The 19,352-nt window shown below is 68.3% G+C and carries 19 protein-coding genes; 6 read left to right on the forward strand and 13 right to left on the reverse strand.

From position 1 onward, the window contains the following. Positions 1–215 precede the first annotated feature (215 nt). Entirely contained in the window at positions 216–1,493 is a 1,278-nt protein-coding gene (locus ACFP3H_RS02490; RefSeq protein ID WP_378598840.1) for a YhgE/Pip domain-containing protein, read from the forward strand. A gap of 5 nt (positions 1,494–1,498) precedes the next feature. On the opposite strand, the gene ACFP3H_RS02495 is transcribed toward ACFP3H_RS02490, so the two are convergent. From ACFP3H_RS02495 to ACFP3H_RS02505, 3 genes are read right to left on the reverse strand one after another with little or no spacing between them, the layout of a single operon-like run. Beyond that, positions 1,499–1,894, reverse strand: a complete 396-nt coding sequence (locus ACFP3H_RS02495) for a sterol carrier family protein (RefSeq protein ID WP_378598843.1) — start codon at positions 1,892–1,894, stop codon at positions 1,499–1,501. Positions 1,895–1,904: 10 nt separating this feature from the next. Continuing rightward, positions 1,905–2,528, reverse strand: a complete 624-nt coding sequence (locus ACFP3H_RS02500; protein ID WP_378598846.1) for a CPBP family intramembrane glutamic endopeptidase — start codon at positions 2,526–2,528, stop codon at positions 1,905–1,907. Then, entirely contained in the window at positions 2,525–4,255 is a 1,731-nt protein-coding gene (locus tag ACFP3H_RS02505) for an alpha/beta hydrolase (RefSeq protein WP_378598849.1), read from the reverse strand. Before ACFP3H_RS02505 ends, ACFP3H_RS02500 begins: the two co-directional genes overlap by 4 nt. A 141-nt stretch (positions 4,256–4,396) precedes the next feature. On the opposite strand from ACFP3H_RS02505, the gene ACFP3H_RS02510 reads away from it, so the two are divergent. Continuing rightward, positions 4,397–4,687 (forward strand): YiaA/YiaB family inner membrane protein, encoded by a 291-nt coding sequence (locus tag ACFP3H_RS02510; protein ID WP_378598852.1) that lies wholly within the window; start codon positions 4,397–4,399, stop codon positions 4,685–4,687. A 48-nt stretch (positions 4,688–4,735) separates the two neighbouring features. Here the strand turns inward: ACFP3H_RS02510 and ACFP3H_RS02515 are convergent, their stop codons facing one another. Further along, positions 4,736–6,430, reverse strand: coding sequence for an alpha/beta hydrolase (locus ACFP3H_RS02515; protein ID WP_378598855.1), 1,695 nt, complete (start codon positions 6,428–6,430; stop codon positions 4,736–4,738). A gap of 142 nt (positions 6,431–6,572) precedes the next feature. Continuing rightward, positions 6,573–8,867 (reverse strand): phosphoribosylformylglycinamidine synthase subunit PurL, encoded by a 2,295-nt coding sequence (purL, locus tag ACFP3H_RS02520; RefSeq protein WP_378598858.1) that lies wholly within the window; start codon positions 8,865–8,867, stop codon positions 6,573–6,575. A gap of 161 nt (positions 8,868–9,028) precedes the next feature. On the opposite strand from purL, the gene ACFP3H_RS02525 reads away from it, so the two are divergent. Then, positions 9,029–10,282 carry a glycosyltransferase 87 family protein gene (locus tag ACFP3H_RS02525; RefSeq protein ID WP_378598862.1) on the forward strand — a complete coding sequence of 418 codons (1,254 nt, stop codon included), beginning with the start codon at positions 9,029–9,031 and terminating at the stop codon, positions 10,280–10,282. A 247-nt stretch (positions 10,283–10,529) separates the two neighbouring features. Here ACFP3H_RS02525 and ACFP3H_RS02530 read toward each other — a convergent pair whose 3' ends face one another. Then, positions 10,530–11,822, reverse strand: coding sequence for a M18 family aminopeptidase (locus ACFP3H_RS02530; RefSeq protein ID WP_378598865.1), 1,293 nt, complete (start codon positions 11,820–11,822; stop codon positions 10,530–10,532). Positions 11,823–11,866: 44 nt separating this feature from the next. Beyond that, a complete protein-coding gene (locus ACFP3H_RS02535) occupies positions 11,867–12,304 on the reverse strand; it encodes a MarR family winged helix-turn-helix transcriptional regulator (RefSeq protein WP_378598868.1) in 438 nt (145 codons plus the stop codon). A 66-nt stretch (positions 12,305–12,370) separates the two neighbouring features. Here ACFP3H_RS02535 and ACFP3H_RS02540 point away from each other — a divergent pair, with 66 nt between their 5' ends. After that, the gene (locus ACFP3H_RS02540; protein WP_378598871.1) at positions 12,371–13,444 is read left to right on the forward strand and encodes a substrate-binding domain-containing protein; all 1,074 of its coding nucleotides are present in this window, start codon (positions 12,371–12,373) and stop codon (positions 13,442–13,444) included. Between the two features lie 2 nt (positions 13,445–13,446). On the opposite strand, the gene purQ is transcribed toward ACFP3H_RS02540, so the two are convergent. Together purQ and purS are read right to left on the reverse strand one after the other, a co-directional pair. Next, entirely contained in the window at positions 13,447–14,124 is a 678-nt protein-coding gene (gene purQ / locus ACFP3H_RS02545; protein ID WP_378598874.1) for a phosphoribosylformylglycinamidine synthase subunit PurQ, read from the reverse strand. Beyond that, complete coding sequence (gene purS / locus ACFP3H_RS02550; protein ID WP_218718741.1) at positions 14,121–14,357, reverse strand: phosphoribosylformylglycinamidine synthase subunit PurS; 237 nt, start codon at positions 14,355–14,357, stop codon at positions 14,121–14,123. Before purS ends, purQ begins: the two co-directional genes overlap by 4 nt. Before the next feature lie 148 nt (positions 14,358–14,505). Here purS and ACFP3H_RS02555 point away from each other — a divergent pair, with 148 nt between their 5' ends. Further along, positions 14,506–15,150 carry an MBL fold metallo-hydrolase gene (locus tag ACFP3H_RS02555; protein ID WP_378598879.1) on the forward strand — a complete coding sequence of 215 codons (645 nt, stop codon included), beginning with the start codon at positions 14,506–14,508 and terminating at the stop codon, positions 15,148–15,150. Between the two features lie 19 nt (positions 15,151–15,169). On the opposite strand, the gene ACFP3H_RS02560 is transcribed toward ACFP3H_RS02555, so the two are convergent. From ACFP3H_RS02560 to ACFP3H_RS02575, 4 genes are all read right to left on the reverse strand, one after another. Next, positions 15,170–15,817 carry a hypothetical protein gene (locus ACFP3H_RS02560; protein ID WP_378598882.1) on the reverse strand — a complete coding sequence of 216 codons (648 nt, stop codon included), beginning with the start codon at positions 15,815–15,817 and terminating at the stop codon, positions 15,170–15,172. A 159-nt stretch (positions 15,818–15,976) separates the two neighbouring features. Next, entirely contained in the window at positions 15,977–17,323 is a 1,347-nt protein-coding gene (locus tag ACFP3H_RS02565; RefSeq protein WP_378598885.1) for a dipeptidase, read from the reverse strand. Between the two features lie 10 nt (positions 17,324–17,333). After that, a complete protein-coding gene (locus ACFP3H_RS02570; RefSeq protein WP_378598888.1) occupies positions 17,334–17,771 on the reverse strand; it encodes a hypothetical protein in 438 nt (145 codons plus the stop codon). After that, complete coding sequence (locus tag ACFP3H_RS02575; RefSeq protein WP_378598891.1) at positions 17,768–19,126, reverse strand: APC family permease; 1,359 nt, start codon at positions 19,124–19,126, stop codon at positions 17,768–17,770. The genes ACFP3H_RS02570 and ACFP3H_RS02575 overlap by 4 nt, the downstream gene beginning before the upstream one ends. Here ACFP3H_RS02575 and ACFP3H_RS02580 point away from each other — a divergent pair. Next, positions 19,119–19,352: hypothetical protein (locus ACFP3H_RS02580; RefSeq protein WP_378598894.1), on the forward strand; the 234-nt coding region annotated here is incomplete at its 3' end. The genes ACFP3H_RS02575 and ACFP3H_RS02580 overlap by 8 nt on opposite strands.

The raw sequence follows: 19,352 nt of genomic DNA on the forward strand, positions 1-19,352 counted from the left end.
CAACTCGGAGAACGTCCGCTCGCATACCGGTGGCGAACACCGGCTCGATGGCGGCCGAATCATGGCCTTCTGCTGTTACCGTGCCGGTTGTGACCACGGACGACAGTGCGAACGAACAGGCCGGTCGGACCGCTTCGGAGGGTTCCAACGCCGAATCGGAGCCGGGGAATTCCGCTCGACCTGGCACCGGCAGAGCGAGATCGGCCACACGTGAGATGCAGCGGGGCGAATTCCTGCGCATGATCCTGCGCCCGACCGTCGTGCTCACCATTCTCACCGCCCTGCTCGGGGTCATGTACCTGGACTATGTGGCCGATCCCGAGGGCAACCTGCACGGGTTCCCGATCGCGGTGGTGAACCTCGACGTGGGCGACGTCACCGGCACGGGCACCCCGGTCGACTTCGGCAAGCAGGTCACCGACGCGCTGGTCGAGGGCATTCCGAAGGACAAGGTGGACCTGCGGGTCATCGGGATCACCGAGTCCGAGCGGCAGCTGCGCAACGGCGACATCTACGGCGCGATCATCATCCCCGGCGACTTCAGCAAACGGCTGGGCATTCTGGGCGCCGGTTCGGTGGTGGCCGGTCAGATGGAACGTCCGGTGATCACCCTGCAGACCAACCCGCGCCTTGGCGCGTTCGGCACCCAGATCACCCAGCAGATCGGTCAGCAGGCACTCACCGAGGTCGACAAGCAGGTCGGCATCCAGCTCACCGATCAGGTGAAGGCGACGCTGGCGCAGACTCCGCCCGGCGCCCCCGCCCCCGAGGTCTCCGGGGCGGCCATGCTGACCCTGCAGCAGCCCATCGACATCGTCTCCTCGGAGTTCCGTCCGCTGCCCAAGGGCACCGGGCAGGGTCTCACCGCGTTCTTCTACGCGCTGTTACTGCTGCTCGCGGGCATGATCGGCGCGATGATCGTGCACACCATGACCGACGCGCACCTGGGTTTCGTGCCCAACGAGTTCGGTCCGATCTACATCCACCACGAGCCGCTGAAGATCACCCGCGTGGGCACCCTGCTGGTCAAATGGGTGATCATGGTGGTGGTGTCGCTCGTTGTCGCGCTGGTCTACATCCTGGTCGCGGCCGCGCTGAACATGCCGATCGGCAATCCCCTGAGCCTGTACCTGTTCTCGGTGCTGTGCCTGATCGCCTGCGGCTGGACCGGCCTGACCATGCTCGCCGTCTTCGGCACCCCCGGCCTGCTGATCAACATGATCCTGTTCGTCGTGCTCGGCCTGCCCTCCTCCGGCGGCACCGTCCCCATCGAAGCCACCCCCAAGTACCTCACCTGGCTCGCCGAATTCGAACCGATGCACCAGGTCTACCTGGGCGTCCGCTCGATCCTCTACTTCGACTCCAACTTCGACGCGGGCCTGGGCCGAGGCACCTTCATGGCCCTGATCGGCATAGTCTTCGCCGTCATCCTCGGCCTGTCCGTCACCCGCTACTACGACAACAAGGGCCTACACCGCAGAAACCTGCACTGACCGGATCAGGGGCGCGGCAGCGGCACGATCGGTAGCCACGCCGCGACCTCGATCGCGCGTGAGCCCGAGGCGGAGAGTTTTCCCGAGTCGACGGCCGTCTCGAAGTCGAGCAGGCCGGTGGCCAGGAGCAGCCAGGTGCGGGGGTCGGTTTCGACGACGTTCGGGGGATTTCCGCGCGTATGCCGTGGGCCCTCGATGCACTGCACCGCCACGAACGGGGGGACGCGGACCTCGACCGAATGGCCCGGGGCGCTGCTCGCGAGGGCGCGGGCCGTGCCGCGGACGGCGGCGGCGATCTCGGGGCGAGCGGGGGTCGTGGCGTCGGAGTCGGTGAGCCATTCCGCCACGCGCAATACCGCCGCTCGTACCTGTGCGGGGTCCACCGCGTTTCGACCAGCCATGGCCGTCAGGCTACCGACCGCTCCCGACACGTCCCGCCACCCAGCGGGCGGCGGTGGGGGCAAGGGCGGCGCCGACGTTGAGGGCGAGGTGGAGTAGAGCGGGGGCGGTGGCGCTGTCGGAGCGGCGGCGGAGTTCGGAGAAGGCGAGGCCGGCCAGGGTGGTGGCGAGCAGGGTGGGTGGGAGCGGGTCGCCCGCGGCTTTCGCCGGGTGGATGTGCCAGAGGCCGAAGTCGAGGGCGCTCAGGGCGGGGGCGGCGGGTACTTCGGTGAGCAGCGGGTCGAGGGTACCGCGGAAGATCGCCTCCTCGGCCAGGACGGTGCCAACGGGGATGTGCAGGGCGATCCATTCGAGGGTCGAGGTCTCCGGCGCGCGGACGGCGATTTCCAGCGGGAGTCGACGCAGCGAGGGAATCGACAGGGCGACAACGTAACCGGCGAGCACCACCGAAGCGCTCGCGAATCCCCAGCGGAATCCACTGGGCGACAACCAGTTCGGACTACCTCGGAACACCTTCGTGTAGCCCGCCGCGAAGGTGATGTTCGCGGCGGTCCGCCCACGCAGCGGAAGGTCGAGCGCGGGCAGCACCCGGTTGTTCCACAGCAGCGGAAGTACCAGCGCCACAAGCCGTCTCACTTGACCTCCCGCTCGTAGATCTCCGCCGATTCCACCGCCGCGCGAATACTCTCGACCGTCTCGGGATCGACCCCCGGCGGCGCCGCCACCGCCAACCACCCGTCCAACACCAGACTCCCGTACCGGTGCCCGTGCCCGTCCACCACACCCTGCGCGTTCGTCAGATCGGCCGTGACCTGCCAGAACGTCACGAACGGCGCCCACCGCATCTGCGTCGACACATCCGAACCGCGCGGCTCGCTCAACCAGTCTGGCCGGGTGAAGATCAGGTCCGCCGACCACCACACGATCGGGTCCGATGGGTGTTGCAGGTAGGCGATGCGCGGTTCCCGCCACGGCTCGGTACCGACGAAATCCGTTGCGTCATCGGCGAATCGAACGACGAGCCCGTCGGCGTACACCGGTGCCACCTCCGGCGAACCGGGATCGCGCCGGTCGACGAACTGCCGCCACAACCGATTCGAGTTCGGCGGCCCCACCCACAGCGCGCCGTCGACCTTCTCGCGCAGATCGGCCAGCCCGTCGAACGCCTCCTCCGAGCCCTGCGACCCCAGACTCTCCCCGTAGACGAACAGCTTCGGCCGGTGCCCCGCGGGCTGGGCCGACCACCGCTGGTACACCGCGTCGAACAGCTCCCGACTCGCCGCGGCCGCCTTCTCCCGGTCCGACAGGAACGACAGCACGCTGGGCAGATAGGAGAACTGCGTGGCCACGATCGCGGTGTCGCCGCCGTAGAGGTACTCCACGGCCCCCGCCGCCATCCCGTTCACCCACCCGGTCCCGGTGGTGGTGACCACCACCATGACCTCGCGGTCGAATGCCTTGGTGCGCTCCAACTCCGCCACCGCCAACTGCGCCGCGGTCTGGTCGCGACTCATCGACTCCAACCCCACATAGGCCCGAATCGGTTCGCGCGCGGGCTTTCCCGTCACCGCCGTGATGGCGGTCGAGCTCGGCCCGTTGGCCACGAACCAGCGCCCCTCGTACCCCAGCGTGTCCCACGCCGCCAGCGAGCCGGGACTGCCCGACCGCTCCGGCGCGACCGGCTGCACCGCGTACGAGGTGGTCCGGTCGTTGCGCACACTGAACGCCGAGTTCGCGACGGCGAAGAACGCCCGCGAGGCGACGCCGTTGAAGATCGTCACCGTGAACACCACCAGCACCAGCAACCCGGCCGCGGGCGCGACCTCGCGCGGCACCTTCACCCACCGGTTGAGCTGGCGGGCCAGCACCAACACCAGCACTCGCAGCGTCCGATAGGCCGCCACCACCGCCACCCCGACGGCCACGCTGAGCAGCCCGGTGCGCAGGTAGGCGGGGGTGGTGGTGCCCGCCATGCCCATCAGCGAGGTGATCTCGCGTTGCCAGCGCGCCGATTGCACCAGCATCAGCGCCGCGACCAGCGCGCACACCACCAGCACGGTCGCCTTGATCGCGTAGCGCACCCGATCCGACGGACCCGGAATGGGGATCCGCGCGCGCACCCACCGCCGGAACACCCACTCGAGCACACACCCGAGCCCGTACCCGATCGCGGCGTTGATCCCGCTGATCAGCCCCTGGAACAGCCAGTCGCGCGGCATCAGCGACGGCGTCACCGACAGCCCGAAGAACAGCGTGGCCAGCACCAGGCCGGGGTAGTTCAGGTCGACGACCCGCTCCACCCGCCGCACGATCACGGCGCCGCGCGCACGCAGCGTCGCGGAGGTGCTGGCGCGCTTGGACACCGCCCCAGTATGGCCGTCGGCACCGACAATCACCGGATTTGTGACCAGGGACCCGCTCACAACTAGGACTCACAAACTACGTAGCCCGCTCGAGTAGTTGTACGCGCGATCGCGAAGCCGCAGATCAGCACACTGGAAACCATGAGCGCAAACGCAACCAAGCCGAAGAACACCTCGGCCTACATGGCCCAGGCCGCGATCGCCTTCGCGGTCAGTCTGTTCGGGACCGGCGCCGGTATCGCCTACCTGCCGTTGGACGGCTGGCAGCGCGCGTTCCTGGCGATGTCGGGCCTGTTCCTGGTGACCAGTTGCTTCACCCTGGCCAAGGTCGTGCGCGACCAGCAGGAGACCCAGTCGGTGATCAGTCGCCTCGACGAGGCGCGCATCGAACAGCTGATCGCCGAACACAATCCGTTCAAACCGGTGTCGTGAGCGAACCGGGGCAGCCCCGATCGAGGGGTTCGGCGCTGCCCCGGTTCCTCACTTCAGCTGCCGTTCGGTGGCCGCGGATTCCTCGAGGTACGCCTTGATCCGGGTCGCCAATTCCGGTGTGTAGTCAGGTGGTTGGGCCACCGCGGCCCACGCGTCGGGCACCAGGTTGCCGTAGTTGTGCCCGTGCCCGTCCGAAACCGTCTGCGCGCGTGGCAGATCCGCCGCGACCTGCCAGAACGTGACGATCGGGTACCACGACATCGCCGGTGACACATCGGGTCCGCGTGGTTCACGCAACCAGTCGGGCCTGCCGAACAGCAGGTCCGGCGACCACCACACCACCGGGTCCGAGGCGTGCTGCAGGTAGACGATGCGCGGATCGTTCCAGGTCGGGGTCGGCTTGCCGAGTTGGTCGGCCGCCGCGGCGAAGCGCACCGAGAACCCGTCGGCGTAGATCGGGACGATCTCGGGGGTGCCGGGATCGCGCCGGGTCACGAACTCACCCCACAGCCGGTTGGAGTTGGGCGGGCCCACCCACAGCACCCCGTCGGTGCGGTTGCGGATGTCGGCCAGCCCGGAGAACGCGCCCTCCGACCCCTGCGAGCCGAGGCTCTCGCCGTAGACCAGCAGCTTGGGCCGGTTGTCCTCGGGCAGCGTGGACCAGCGGTCGTAGACCTTGTCGAACAGCATCCGGCCCATGTTCATCGACTTGTCCCGGTCGGACAGGAACGACAGCGCGCTGGGCAGATAGGAGTACTGGGTCGCCACCAGCGCGGTGTCGCCGTTGAACATCAGCTCGATGGATTCGGCGCTGGTCGAGTCGACCCAGCCGGTGCCGGTCGTGCTGATCACCACCAGCACTTCGCGTTCCCACGCCTTGGTGCGGTCGAGTTCGGCCACGGCCACATCGGTTTGCGGGCCGATGCCGTCGGCCGATTCCAGCCCCGCGTAGACCCGGATCGGTTCGCGCGCGGGCTTGCCGGTGACCTCGCTGATGGCGAGGGCGGTGGGCGCGTTCGCGACGAACCAGCGCCCTTCCGATCCCAGCGTGTCCCATTTCGCGAGCGAGTCGAGGCTGCCGGACCGTTCGGGCAGGGTCGGTTGCACCGCGTTCGGCGAGGTGTGGCTGTTGCGCGCGCTGAACGCCGAATTAGCCACGGCGAAAAAGCCTTTCGCCAGCACGCCGTTGAACAGCATGACCGCCAGGACCAGCACCACGATCACGCCGAGCGGTTTGGCCAGCGCCGTCGGAATCCGCACCCACTGGTTGAGTGCGCGGGTCACCGCCCGCACCACCCGCACCACCAGCCGCGAGATCCAGATCAGCAGGCCCACCACCAGCGCGCCGAGCAGCACCGTGCGCGTGTATCCGCCGTCGGAGACCGGTTCCATGCCCATCAGATCGGTGATCTGGCGCTGCCACTTCGAGGACTGCAGGCTCATCAGCACCGCGAAGACCAGGCACACCACCACGATCGCGCCCCGCAGCGCCACCAGCGTCCAACTCGGCCGCTTGGCCCACGCGGATTTCACCTGGTCGGGCCAGGTGATCTTGGGCAGTACCCACTTGCGCCAGGCCCAGGCCAGCAGGCAGCCGAGGCCGTAGCCGATGGTCGCGTTGATGCCGCTGACCAGGCCCTGGAAGAACCAGTCGCGCGGCAGCAGCGAGGGCGTCAGCGACAGCCCGAAGAACATCGTGGCGACGATCAGACCGGTGTAGTTGGGATGAAAAAACCTCTCCACCAGGTGAACAACCCTGACGAAGAGGTTCTCATGCGTGTCGTCGCGGTGCGCGCCGCTGTCGTGCGCGCCGTGAGCGCGCACTTCCGGCTGAGCAGCCGAGCTCGTTTCCTCTGTAGTCAAGCTCGACTCCTCATCGGTCAACTCACGCGGAATGTGCTCCGAACAGCTTAGGCAGGGTGCCCTCGAACGCCTCGCGCAATTCGGCGAGTGTCACCGAGAACTGTCCCTGCACCTCGACCGAGTCCGAACCCTGGTCGACCACGCCGATGCGCACCCACGGCAGCTGCCGCGCGTCGCACATCTTGGTGAAGCGGGTCTCCTCCGAGCGCGGCACCGCGACGAGCACGCGCCCGGCCGACTCGGAGAACAGCTGCACGAACGGGTCGCTGCCCTCGGGAAGCACGATGCGGCAACCGGTTTCGCCTGCCAGCGCGGCTTCGACGACGGTCTGGGCCAGCCCGCCCTCGGACAGGTCGTGCGCGGCGGAGATCATGCCGTCGCGCGACCCCGAGGTGAGCACCTCCGAGAGCAGCTGCTCGCGGGCGAAGTCGACCTTGGGCGGCACGCCACCGAGGTGATCGTGGGTGACCTGCGACCAGATCGAGCCGTCGAGCTCGTCGCGGGTGTCGCCGAGCAGGATCAGCGACTCGCCCGGCTCGAGGCCGAGGCCCGTGGGGATGCGGCGGTGCACGTCGTCGATCACGCCGAGCACGGCGACCACCGGCGTCGGCAGGATCGCGTCCTTGCCGGTCTGGTTGTAGAAGCTCACGTTGCCGCCGGTGACCGGAATGCCAAGGGCCGCACAGCCATCCGCGAGACCGCGCACGGCCTGCTGGAACTGCCACATCACGCCCGGATCCTCGGGCGAACCGAAGTTGAGGCAGTTGGACACGGCCTTGGGGGTGGCGCCGGTGGTGGCGACATTGCGGAAGGCCTCGGCCAGCGCCAGCTGCGCGCCGGTGTAGGGGTCGAGCTTGGTGTAGCGGCCCGAGGCGTCGGTGGCCAGGGCGATACCGCGACCGGTGACCTCGTCGACGCGGACCACGCCGGCGTCGGCGTGCTCGGCCAGCACGGTGTTGCCGCGCACGTAGCGGTCGTACTGCTCGGTGATCCACTTGCGGCTGCACAGCGCCGGGCTGGCGATCATCGTGAGCAGGGTCTCGCGCAGTTCGTCGCCGGTCTTCGGGCGGGTCAGCGCGGCGGTGGTGTCGGCGATCAGCGCGTCCTGCCAGTCCGGGCGCTGCACGGGGCGCTCGTAGACCGGGCCGTCGTGGGCGACGGTGCGCGGCGGCACGTCCACCACGGTCTCGCCGTGCCAGGTGATGACGAGGTGGTCGCCGTCGGTGACCTCACCGATGACGGTGGCCAGCACGTCGTGCTTCTTGCACACGGCCATGAACGCGTCCACGTTCTCGGGGGTGACGACCGCGCACATGCGCTCCTGCGACTCGCTCGACAGGATCTCGGCGGGGGTCATGTGCTTGGCGCGCAGCGGGACCTTGGTCAGGTCGATGTGCATGCCGCCGTCACCGGCCGCGGCGAGTTCGGATGTGGCACAGGACAGTCCGGCGCCGCCGAGGTCCTGGATGCCGACGACGAGACCGGCCGCGTACAGGTCGAGACAGCACTCGATGAGCACCTTCTCGGTGAACGGGTCGCCCACCTGCACGGCGGGCAGCTTCTTGCGCCCGGAGCCCGACTCGTCACCGGAGAAGGAGTCCGAGGCCAGCACGGACACGCCGCCGATGCCGTCGAGGCCGGTGCGCGCGCCGAACAGGATGATCTTGTTGCCCGCGCCGGAGGCGAAGGCCAGGTGCAGGTCTTCCACGCGCATCGCGCCCGCGCACAGCGCGTTCACCAGCGGGTTGCCCTGGTAGGAGGCGTCGAACACGGTCTCGCCGCCGACATTGGGCAGGCCCAGCGAGTTGCCGTAGCCGCCGACGCCGCGCACCACACCGTCGACCACGCGACGGGTATCGGGGGCATCAGCGGCGCCGAAACGCAGCTGGTCCATGACCGCGATCGGGCGCGCGCCCATCGCCATGATGTCGCGCACGATGCCGCCGACGCCGGTGGCCGCACCCTGGTAGGGCTCGACGTAGGACGGGTGGTTGTGCGATTCGACCTTGAAGGTGACGGCCCAGCCGTCGCCGATGTCGACCACACCGGCGTTCTCGCCGATGCCGGCCAGCATGGAGGCCTTCATCTCGTCGGTGGTGGTTTCACCGAAGTAGCGAAGGTGCACCTTGGAGGACTTGTAGGAGCAGTGCTCGCTCCACATCACCGAGTACATCGCCAGCTCGGCGTCGGTGGGCCGGCGGCCCAGAATCTCCTTGATGCGGGCGTACTCGTCGTCTTTGAGACCGAGTTCCTTGTACGGCTGCGGAGCATCCGGGGTGGCTGCGGCGGTGGCGACGGTGTCGACCTGCAGTGTCACGGGAGACCAGGGTCCTTTCGGCCGGGGGAACTTAATCGCAGAGTCTAATGGTTGCGACCACGACCTCCGACCCCCGGAGTGCCCTCGACCGGGGGCGGTGCGGATCCCCCGGTATTTCACACTGGCCGTTCGACCGAATGAGCACCCGTTATTCTGACGCCGTGAACGAAAGTCCGGGGGTTACCGAGCAGGTCGAGCCTGCTCCCGCACAGACCGAGCCGGACCGCGAGCGGCGTCGACTGACCGTCGCCATCGGATTGTTCGTGATCTCGGCCGCTGTCGCGCTGCTCGCGCACTGGTGGCACGGGTTCATCGACCTGCAGGTCTACCGCAACGGCGCCCGCGTCTGGCTCGACGGCGGTGACCTGTACGGGCCGATGCCGCCCGTCTACGGCCTCGGCCTGCCCTTCACCTACCCGCCGCTGGCCGCGATGTTCTTCGTCCCGCTGGCCCTGATGCCGCTGGTGGTGGCCGAGGTCGTGGTGCTGGCGACCTCGCTGGCCAGTCTCGGCATCGTGCTGTGGTTGGTGCTGATCCGGGTGCGCCCCGAGTTCGACCGCATCACCGTGCTCACCGTGGTGATCGCCGGCCTCGGCCTGGCCCAGTTCCTCGAACCGGTGCGCCAGACCTTCAACTTCGGCCAGATCAACCTGGTGCTGATGGCCGCGGTCGCGATCGACATCCTCGCGCGCAAGCCGCTGCTGCCGCGCGGGATGCTGATCGGGATCACGGTGTCGATCAAGCTGATCCCGGCCGGGTACCTGCTGTACTTCCTGCTGCGCCGCGACTGGAAGGCCGCGGCCACCATGGTCGCCTCGGCGGCGGGCGCGGTGGGGGTCGGCTTCCTGCTGTTCCCGCGTGACTCGGTCGAATACTGGTTCCACACCGTGTCCGACACCGGCCGCATCGGCACCCCGTACTTCGCGGGCAACCAGTCGATCAAGGGCACGCTGTTCCGGCTCGGCATGGACGAATCGCTGGCGACCGGGCTGTGGATCGGCCTGTCGGTGCTCACGGTCGCGCTGGCGGCGGTGTGGATGTACCGCCTGATCAACGCGGGCAACGAGGTGGCCGCGCTGCTGGTGAACGCCGCCGCGGTGCTGCTGGTCTCGCCGGTGTCGTGGTCGCACCACTGGGTCTGGGTGGCGCCCGCGCTGGTCGTGGCCGTGGCACTGGCCGACCGCCGCCGCTCGCCCGCGTTCACCGCCCTCGTCGCCGGGTTCACGCTGATGTTCATCATCGGCCCGCAGTGGCTGCTCCCCCACTCCGACGGCCAGGAACTCGACTGGACGTGGTGGCAGCAGATCATCGGCTCGAGCTACGTGTGGTCCACCTTCGCGGTGATCACCTACGCGGCGATCACCTACCGTCCGACCCGCAAGTCCGCCGACGCGAAGGGTCTCGTCGCGCACTGAGCGGGCCGGGCGCGACCGCAGCCGGCCCCGGCCGAAGTGGCGACGCCAACCGATGCACGGACCTGAGCGCTCGCGCATGACCGGGCGGTGCGACCTCGACCGAACCGTCGGCGGCCGCCCGGTGCACGGACCGTGCGGACGACTCCGTCGAGGTCTTCCGGGGTCAGGAAGGCCGCCGGCACCGAGGCGTAGGCGGCGTCCATCGGTGCGCGACACGTGGCGTCCGACGATCGTGACGCCCCGATCGTCAGTCGTCGGACTCCGGGGTCAGGAAGGCCGCCAGCGCCGAGGCGTAGGCGGGGACGTCGGCCGCGCCCATCAGTTCGCGACACGAGTGCATCGCCAGCTGGGGCGCCCCGACATCCACGGTCGAGATCCCGGTGCGGGCCGCCGTCATCGGTCCGATGGTCGACCCGCACGGCAGATCCGCCCGATGCACGTAGCGCTGTAGCGGCACCCCGGCCTGCGCGCACGCCAGCGCGAACGCTCCCGCCCCGGCCGCGTCGGTGGCGTAGCGCAGGTTCTGGTTCACCTTGAGCACCGGCCCACCGCCGACCTCGATGCGGTGCGCGGGCTCGTGCCGCTCCGGATAGTTCGGGTGCGTCGCGTGGGCCATATCGCCCGAGGCGACCACCGAACCGGCAAGCGCCGCAAGGTAATCCGCGCGCCCACCACCGCGGGCCAGCACGATCCGCTCGAGCACGGCGGGCAGCAGATCCGACTGCGCCCCGCGATCGGACTGGCTGCCGACCTCCTCGTGGTCGAACATCACCAGCACCGCCGTCGCCGCACCCGGCTCGTCGGCGGCGGCCAGAAACGCCTGGAGCCCGGCGTAGCAGGTGCCCTGATTGTCGAGTCGTGGCGCGCTCACCAGATCGCGGTCGCGCCCCACCAGCGTGCTCGGGGCGAGGTCGTGGGTCATGAGCTCCCAGCCGAGCACCGCGCCCCCGTCGACCCCGGCCCGGTCGGCCACGAAGTCGAGGAACGACACCGGCGCCTCACCGATCCCCCAGATCGCGTTCACGTGCCGCTGTGGGTCCAACGTCACCCCGCGCCGCTCCTCGGACAGGTGGATCGCCAACTGCGGCACCCGCAGGATCGGTTCGTCGATGCGCACCAGCACATCGCGCATCCGCGCGCCCTCGCGCACGCTCAACCGCCCGGACAGGCCGAGTTCCCGGTCGAGCCACGAGTTCAACCAGGCCCCGCCGTAGGGTTCGAGCCCGACCAGCTGCCAGCCGGCCATCGCCAGGTCGGGGTGCTGTTTCACCCGCAGATTGGGGCTGTCGGTATGCGCGCCGACCACCCGGAACGGGTCGGTGGGGGCGGCGTCGTAGTCGGCCCAGGCGATCAGCGAACCGCCGCGCACCACATAGTGTTTGCCTCCGGCGTCAGCCCAGGCCGAGGACTCGGTCAGGGGCGTGAACCCGTTGCCGTCGAGCTCGGCCGCCACCGTCGCGCACACGTGGAACGGTGAGGGCGAGGCATCGATGAAGGCGCACAATCCGCTGGCCGTGGCCGCTGTCAGAGAAACCGGCATCCTGCGATCCTAGGCACGATGCCGCGCGGGGGCATCCCCGTCGGCTAGTCGTCGAGGTCGGCGATCACCGCGAGCGCGGCCACCAGCTCGCCGTAGCGGCGTACGCCAAGGCGCGTGCGCAGTTGATCTTCGGCGAGTTTCTCCTGCGCGCGGATCTTGGTGGTGAGCTTGGCGCCGAGGCTGCTCAGCCCGATCAGGATCCGGCGACGATCGTCGGTCGCGGCGACCCGGAAGATCAGCCCGCGCTCGGCGAGCGCGTCCGCGTGCCGGGTGGCCGAGGACGGCGCCAGCCGCGCGTGGGCGGCCAGTTCCGACATGGTCATCCCGTCCTCGGTCGACAGTTGCGACAGGATCGCCCAGTGGTCGGCCGTGAGATTATGTTCCGACAGTGCCGATTCGAGTCGACACACCCAGGTGCGCTCCGCGGAACGTAACGCACCGTGCAGCGTGGAACAGCCACTTATGATGGACACCGATTGCATTCCAACCTGCCGAGACTTTCATTCGAACAGTCCTGTTCGCACTAGGCGATAGAGTACAGAATGCCGATGTTCGGTCAGAGCCGGGATGAAACGATCGACATTCTCTCGATCGTGCCCACGCAGGGCCCCGGTGGCATCATCGCACCGTCGTGTACCGCCGCGATTTCCCTGGCGGTAGACGAAATCAATAGCGGCACAGGAATTCTCGGCCGCGAAATTCGACTCACCACCATCGACGGCGGGCGCGAACCACACGAAGTGGCGGCCGAGATCTCGGCCTTGGTCGCCACCGGAATGGTCGGCGCGATCACCGGTTGGCACACCTCGGCCGTGCGCCGGGCGGTCGCCGAGGCCGTGGATTCGCGAGTGCCCTACCTCTACGCCACCGACCACGAGGGCCTGGGCGACGAACGTCCCGGCGTCCTGCTGGTCGGCGAACATCCCGACCACCAAACGGTTCCGGCGGCGGCCTGGATGACGCGCGAGTTGGGTATCCGCCGCTGGGCCATCATCGGCAACGACTACATCTGGCCCCGCCGCACCGCGCACGCCCTGCGCCGCTCCCTGTCCGACCCCTACGACATCATCGTCGAGCAGTACGTCCCCCTCGGCACCACCGATTTCGAGGACTTCCTCGACAACCCCGCCCTGCTGCTCGCCGACGCGGTCCTGATCCTGATGGTCGGCGCCGACACCGCCCGCTTCAACCGCCAGTTCGCCGCCACGGGCCTACCGGCCGTCATGCCCCGCCTGAGCCCCGCCGTAGACGAGAACGTCCTGCTGAGCGCGGGCCCCGCCGCCAACACCAACCTCTACGTGGCCTCGAGCTTCTTCCTCGACGACACCCCCGAAGGCCGAGCCCGCCACACCCGCTACCGCCACCACCAGGGCAGATTCGCCCCAGCCCTGACCACCTTCAGCAACTCCACCTACGAGGCGATCCACCTACTGAACACCCTGGCCACCACCGTAGGCACCCTCGACGTCCCCACCATCACCGCCGAACTCGCCGACGGCCTGCCCCTGGACGGACCGACCACCCGACGCGGCTTCCGCGGCAATCAGGCGGTGGGCCCGGCCCAGCTGGCCATGGCAGACGGCGTCGACTTCGACATCCTGTGCCGCCTGCCGGACCGCTGAGATCAGGCCTTGATCAGGCTGTCGAGCACCGAGTAGAAGATGCCGAGGCCGTCGTCGCTGGGGCCGGTGAGGGCCTCGGTGGCGTGTTCGGGGTGGGGCATCAGGCCGACGACGCGGCCGTTGGCCGAGGAGATGCCCGCGATGCCGCGCTGGGAGCCGTTGGGGTTGTCGCCGGAGTAGCGGAAGACCACGCGGCCCTCGCCCTCCAGCTCGTCGAGCACCTGCGTGGAGGCCTGGAAACGACCCTCGCCCGACTTCAGCGGCACCAGGATCTGGGCGCCGGGCTCGTAGCGGGAGGTCCACGCGGAGTCGGTGGACTCGACCGTGAGCCATTCGTCGCGGCAGATGAAGTGCAGGCCCTCGTTGCGGGTGAGCGCGCCCGGCAGCAGCCCGGCCTCGCACAGCACCTGGAAGCCGTTGCAGATGCCCAGCACGGGCATGCCCTGCCCGGCGGCCCGCACGACCTCGCCCATCACCGGCGCGAAGCGGGCGATGGCGCCGCAGCGCAGGTAGTCGCCGTAGGAGAACCCACCCGGCACGACGACCGCGTCGACACCCTTGAGATCGGCATCGGCATGCCACAGGCTCACGGCCTCGGCGCCGGCCAACCGGACCGCCCTGGCGGCATCGACATCGTCGAGCGTGCCGGGGAAAGTGATAACGCCGATCCGAGCGCTCATGAGACCCGAACGACCTTCCAGTCCTCGATCACCGTGTTCGCCAACAGCGCCTCGGCGATCTGCTCGAGCTCGGCATCGGACACGCTGTCGTCAACCTCCAACTCGAATCGCTTGCCCTGCCGCACATCCGAGATCCCGGCGAAACCCAGTCGCGGGAGCGCGCCGACGACGGCCTGCCCCTGGGGGTCCAGAATCTCGGCCTTCGGCATGACCTCGACCACGACTCGTGCCACGCGTTGCTCCTCATGTGGTGTGGGGGTTACTGCCGAAATCCTAGTTGACCCGGCCGTCATGCCCGCGTTCCGGGGTCACGGACGTGCCCTGCGTGGTCACGCTCCGCTACCTCCTCCGGGCCCGCCGGACGCGGCGCTAGCATCGGGTATGCGCATCGCCCACTTCGGCCATTCCTGCATCCTCGTGGAACTGCACGGCGTGACGGTGCTGTTCGATCCCGGCACCTTCGCGCACGGCTTCGAGGGCATCACCGGCCTCGACGCGATCGCGGTGACCCACCAGCACCCCGACCACATCGACCCGAACCGCATCGGCGCGCTCATCGAGAACAACCCCGGCGCCCGCCTGCTGTCGGACCCGCAGACCGCCCAGCAGCGCAGCGAGGGCTGGGAGCCGGTCTCGGCGGGTCAGGTCCTCGACATCGGCGACCTACAGATCACCGGTGGCGGCGGCAGGCACGCGGTGATCCACCCGGAGATCCCGGTGATCGACAACACCGTCTTCCAACTCGGCACCGCCAACGACCCCGCCCAGCTGGTCCACCCCGGCGACTCGCTGTGGGTGCCGCCGGTCCCGGTGGGCGTGTTGGCCATCCCGGCGGTGGCGCCGTGGATGCGGATCTGGGACACCGTCGACTACCTGCGCGCGGTCAACCCGCGCACCGCCGTGCCGATCCACTTCGGCATCGTCGAGCCGTCGGCGCAGGGCATCTACTTCGGTCGCCTGAGCGAAATGGCCCCGGCCGGAACGGAATTCCGTGTCATCGAACCCGAGGACCAGGGCCAGTTCTAGCTCGCGGCGTGGTGGCGGCTCATGGCGTGGGGATGACCGAGCCGAAGCTGCCCGATCCGCTGCTGCCGGTGCCGCTGCCGGACTCGCTGCTGCCGCCACCGCCGGAGGTGCAGCCGTCGACGACCAGTTTTTGCGGGGTGGGTAGCCGGTCCGCGGTGACCGGACCGGTCTTGACCCGGTAGTAGAGGGTCAGTTTGTTGTCCACGGGCGCAGGCGCGTCCGTCACCGCACGCAGATCGACGGCCCGCGTGGTCACCTCCCCGGCGGGCTGGGCATTGCGGTTGTAACCCACGGCGGGTGGGTTGAAAACCGGAACACCCTCGGCCACCCCCGAGGTCAGCGGCGGCGGGTCACCGACCCAGCGGGCGATCGGCCACGGAACTCCGCCCACCGCCCGCCACGGCGGCGGCATGTCCGCGACGGCTCCGGTGGCGTTCACCATCGCCGGGTCGTTCTCCTCCTCGAACCACCAATCAGGTTGGTAGTTGCGCGAATTGGTGTGGTTGGTCAGCGTGATGGTGAAGGAGCAGTTGGTGTGCGCCTCGCCTTGGATACTGATCCCACCGGTCTGCGCGGCGGCGGAACCGATGCCGGTCACCGTTGCGGCCACCACTATCCCGCTCGCGAACACGACACCGGCGCCCGCGCGAATCCATTCGTTGCTCATGAGCCACCTTCCGACGCGGCCACCACGACTTTCGCGCATGCCACCCCGCGCCGCGTCGATGAACCTATCCGCGTCGGCAAATCCCCGGCAAGCATCGACGATGCCAGCGCCGAATCGACGCACGACCGTGACCAGGCAATATTCCTCATCGGACGGTGCTCACGCCCGGTAGCTGGTCAGGAACAACGCCTCGGCCAGCGCCATGTGCTCGATCTCGCTGGGGTCCACGCTCTCGTTCGGCGCGTGGATCAGACACTGGGGTTCCTCCACGCCGATCAGCATGATCTCGGCCTTCGGGTAGGTGTCGTGGAAGACATTGCACAGCGGAATCGACCCGCCCTGCCCCTCGGTGGTGACCGCGCGCCCGTAGGCGGTCTCCATGGCCTTCGACAGCGCGTCGCGGGCGGACCCGTGTTCGGCGGCGACGAACGGCTCGCCGAGCGCCTCGAGTTCGATGTCGAGCTGCGCGTTCCACGGCAGATGCGCCCGCAGATGCTTTTCCAGCAGCTCATAGGCCGGTTTCGGTTGGGTGCCCGGCGGGATGCGCAGGTTGAGCCGGGCGCGGGCGCTGGGCTGGATCGCCGCCGAGGACCCCACCACGGCGGGCACGTCCATGCCGAGCACGGTCAGCGCGGGCCGCGACCACAGCATCTCCGAGACGGTGCCGCTGCCGAGCAGGTCCACCCCGTCGAGCACGCCCGCGTCGGCGCGGAAGTCCTTCGGCGGGTACTGCGCGCCGGTCCACTGCTGATTGTCGGTGAGACCGTCGATGGTGGTGTTGCCCTTGGCATCTCGCAGCGAGGACAGCAGGTGGATGATCGCGGCGAGCGCGTCGGGCGCGGGACCGCCGAACATGCCCGAATGTCGTGGTCCGTCCAGGGTTTTCACGGTGATCACCACGTTCACCAGTCCGCGCAGGGTCTGGGTGAAGGTCGGCACGCCGACGGCGAAGTTGCCGCAGTCGGCCACCAGGATCGCGTCCGCGGCCAGCAGGTCGGGATTGGCGACGACGAACTTCTCCAACCCGCCCGTGCCCTGCTCCTCCGACCCCTCCGAGACCACCTTGACCCCCACCGGGAAGTCCGGTCCGATCGCGCGCAGGGCGGTCAGGTGGGTGACGATATTGCCCTTGCAGTCGGCCGCGCCGCGCCCGTACCAGCGGCCGTCCTTGTCGGTCAGGGTCCACACCGGCGTCTTCCACGCGGCGTCGTCGAGGGGCGGTTGCACGTCGTAGTGGCAGTACAGCAGCACCGTCGGCGCTCCCGGCGGCGCGGGCTTGGACCCGATCACCGCCTTGCTCCCGTCGGGCGTCTCGTGCAGGCCGACCTCGAGCCCGACCGCGGTGAACGCGTCGGCCACCCAGTGCGCCGCCTCCGCGCACCCCGAGGGCGGGAACTCGCGCGGATTCGCCACGGACTTGAACGAAACCAGTTGGGTCAGATCCTTTTTCGCCTGTCCCATCAGATCGGAGACCTTGCCGCGCAGGGCGGTGACATCAGTGGTCATCGAGCACGCCTCAATTCGTAGTGTCGTCGAGCTTCAGGGTGTCGAGATGGTCGAGATAGGCCGACAACCGATCCGGGCAGTAGATCTGAATGGTCAGCGCCACCGCCTGCGCACTCTGATTCGGCGCGATCACCGGCCGCTGTCCCGGTCCAGCGGCGCCGTTGGTGATGGCGGCCTGATACCTGGCCTTGATCAGCGGATCGTCGGGGTTCTGGCAGGCCGAACCACCGTCCTCGCCGAGCGCGTTGGCGATCACGCTCGCGTCCGGCGCGGGCAGTCCCGCCTCGACGAGGCTGTCGTGCAGCTGTCGGGCCTTGGCGTCGACCTGGTCGCTGCGGCGGATCTCGGTGAAGGTGAACAGTCCGATCAGCATGAAGATGACCAGCAGCCCGGCGGCCGTGGCGTAGATCCAGTACCGCTTGTGGTCGGGGGCGTCTCCGGTGCTCATGCCTGTTCCTCCTTCGGCACGACGAATTTCCAACTGTCCCTGCGATTTCGATAGAACAGATAGGGAATCAGCAATCCGACCACGCCCATTCCGCCGCCGACGATCAACACGTAGACGGCCGGGCTGCCACTACCGAATTGCGAGGGCGGCACGAACCCGATGGCGAAGGCCGCGATCGAGGACAGCGCCCCGAGCCCGCACAGCGCGTACAGGGCAGGGGCCCGATATCCGCGCGGATGGTTCGGTTTGTCCTTGCGCAGTTTCGCCGCCGCCGCGAACATCAGCACATACATGATCAGATACACCTGGGTGGTGATCACCGACAGAATCCAATACGCGCTCGACACATTGGGAATGAGCGCGTAGAGCAGCGCGATGAAGGTGGTGAAAATGCCCTGGGCCACCAGCATGTTCTGCTGCACACCGTGTTTGTTGAGCTTGGTCAGAATCGGCGGCAGGTAACCCTCGCTGCGCCCGATCAGCAACAAACCCTTCGACGGTCCAGCCAGCCAGGTGAGCATGCCGCCCAAAGCCGCTGCCACCAAGGCGAATCCGATGATCGGGGTCAGGAATCCGACGCTGAAATGGTGGAAGAACGCGTCGAAAGCCTGCATCACGCCGGCGGTGAGACTCAAACTCGCCGCCGGGACCACCCAGCTGATCGCGAGCGCGGGCAGAATGAAGATCACCAGGACCAGTCCGACCGCGAGGAACATCGCCTTCGGATATTCCTTGCCCGGATTTCGCAACGAGGAGACGTGCACCGCGTTCATCTCCATGCCCGCGTAGGACAGGAAGTTGTTCACGATCAGCACCAGGCTGGCCAGGCCGGCCCAGGCGGGCAGCAGGTGGTCGGCGTCCATCGGCGCGGCCGAGTGGTTGCCCTGGCCGAGGAAGACCAGGCCGAGGATCACCAGCACGGCGCCGGGGATGAGGGTGCCGATCACCAGGCTCCAACTCGACAACCCGGCCACGGTCTTGGTGCCCTGCGAGGACACATAGACCCCGGCCCAGTAGATCGTGATGATCACGATCGCCACATACACGCCGTTGGAGGCCAGCGAGGGATGAATGATATAGGCGAAAGTGCTTGCCACATAAGCCAACAGGCTCGGATAGTAGAAAATGGTCATGGCGAATTGGCACCACACCGCGAGAAATCCCAGCGGTTTGCTCAGGCCGTCACTGACCCATTTGTACACGCCGCCTTCCCAGCCCGAGGCGAGTTCCGCGGCGACCAGCGAGGTCGGCATCAGGAACAGAATCGCGGGAATGATGTAGAGGAATACGCAGGCCAATCCGTACACGGCCATCGCCGGTGCTGATCGAAGACTGGCCACCGAGCTCGTGGTCATCAGCGCCAAGGTGATCCAGGACATATATTTCGTCGTCGTCGCGGCTTTCGTCGCGGAGCCCGTCATCAGCGCTGCCTCCTGCTGTGTCTACACAACTAGCGGAAACCACTCGATCAACTGCTCGAGAATAGTAGCCGCGTCGACACTGCCCCGGACGCGCGAAACTCCGGCCGATCGGGCACCGATGCCGGGCTTCGGCCGCCGCCGCGCGGTGATCGCCGATACG

Source organism: Nocardia lasii (assembly GCF_042658545.1).
GTDB lineage: Bacteria > Actinomycetota > Actinomycetes > Mycobacteriales > Mycobacteriaceae > Nocardia > Nocardia lasii.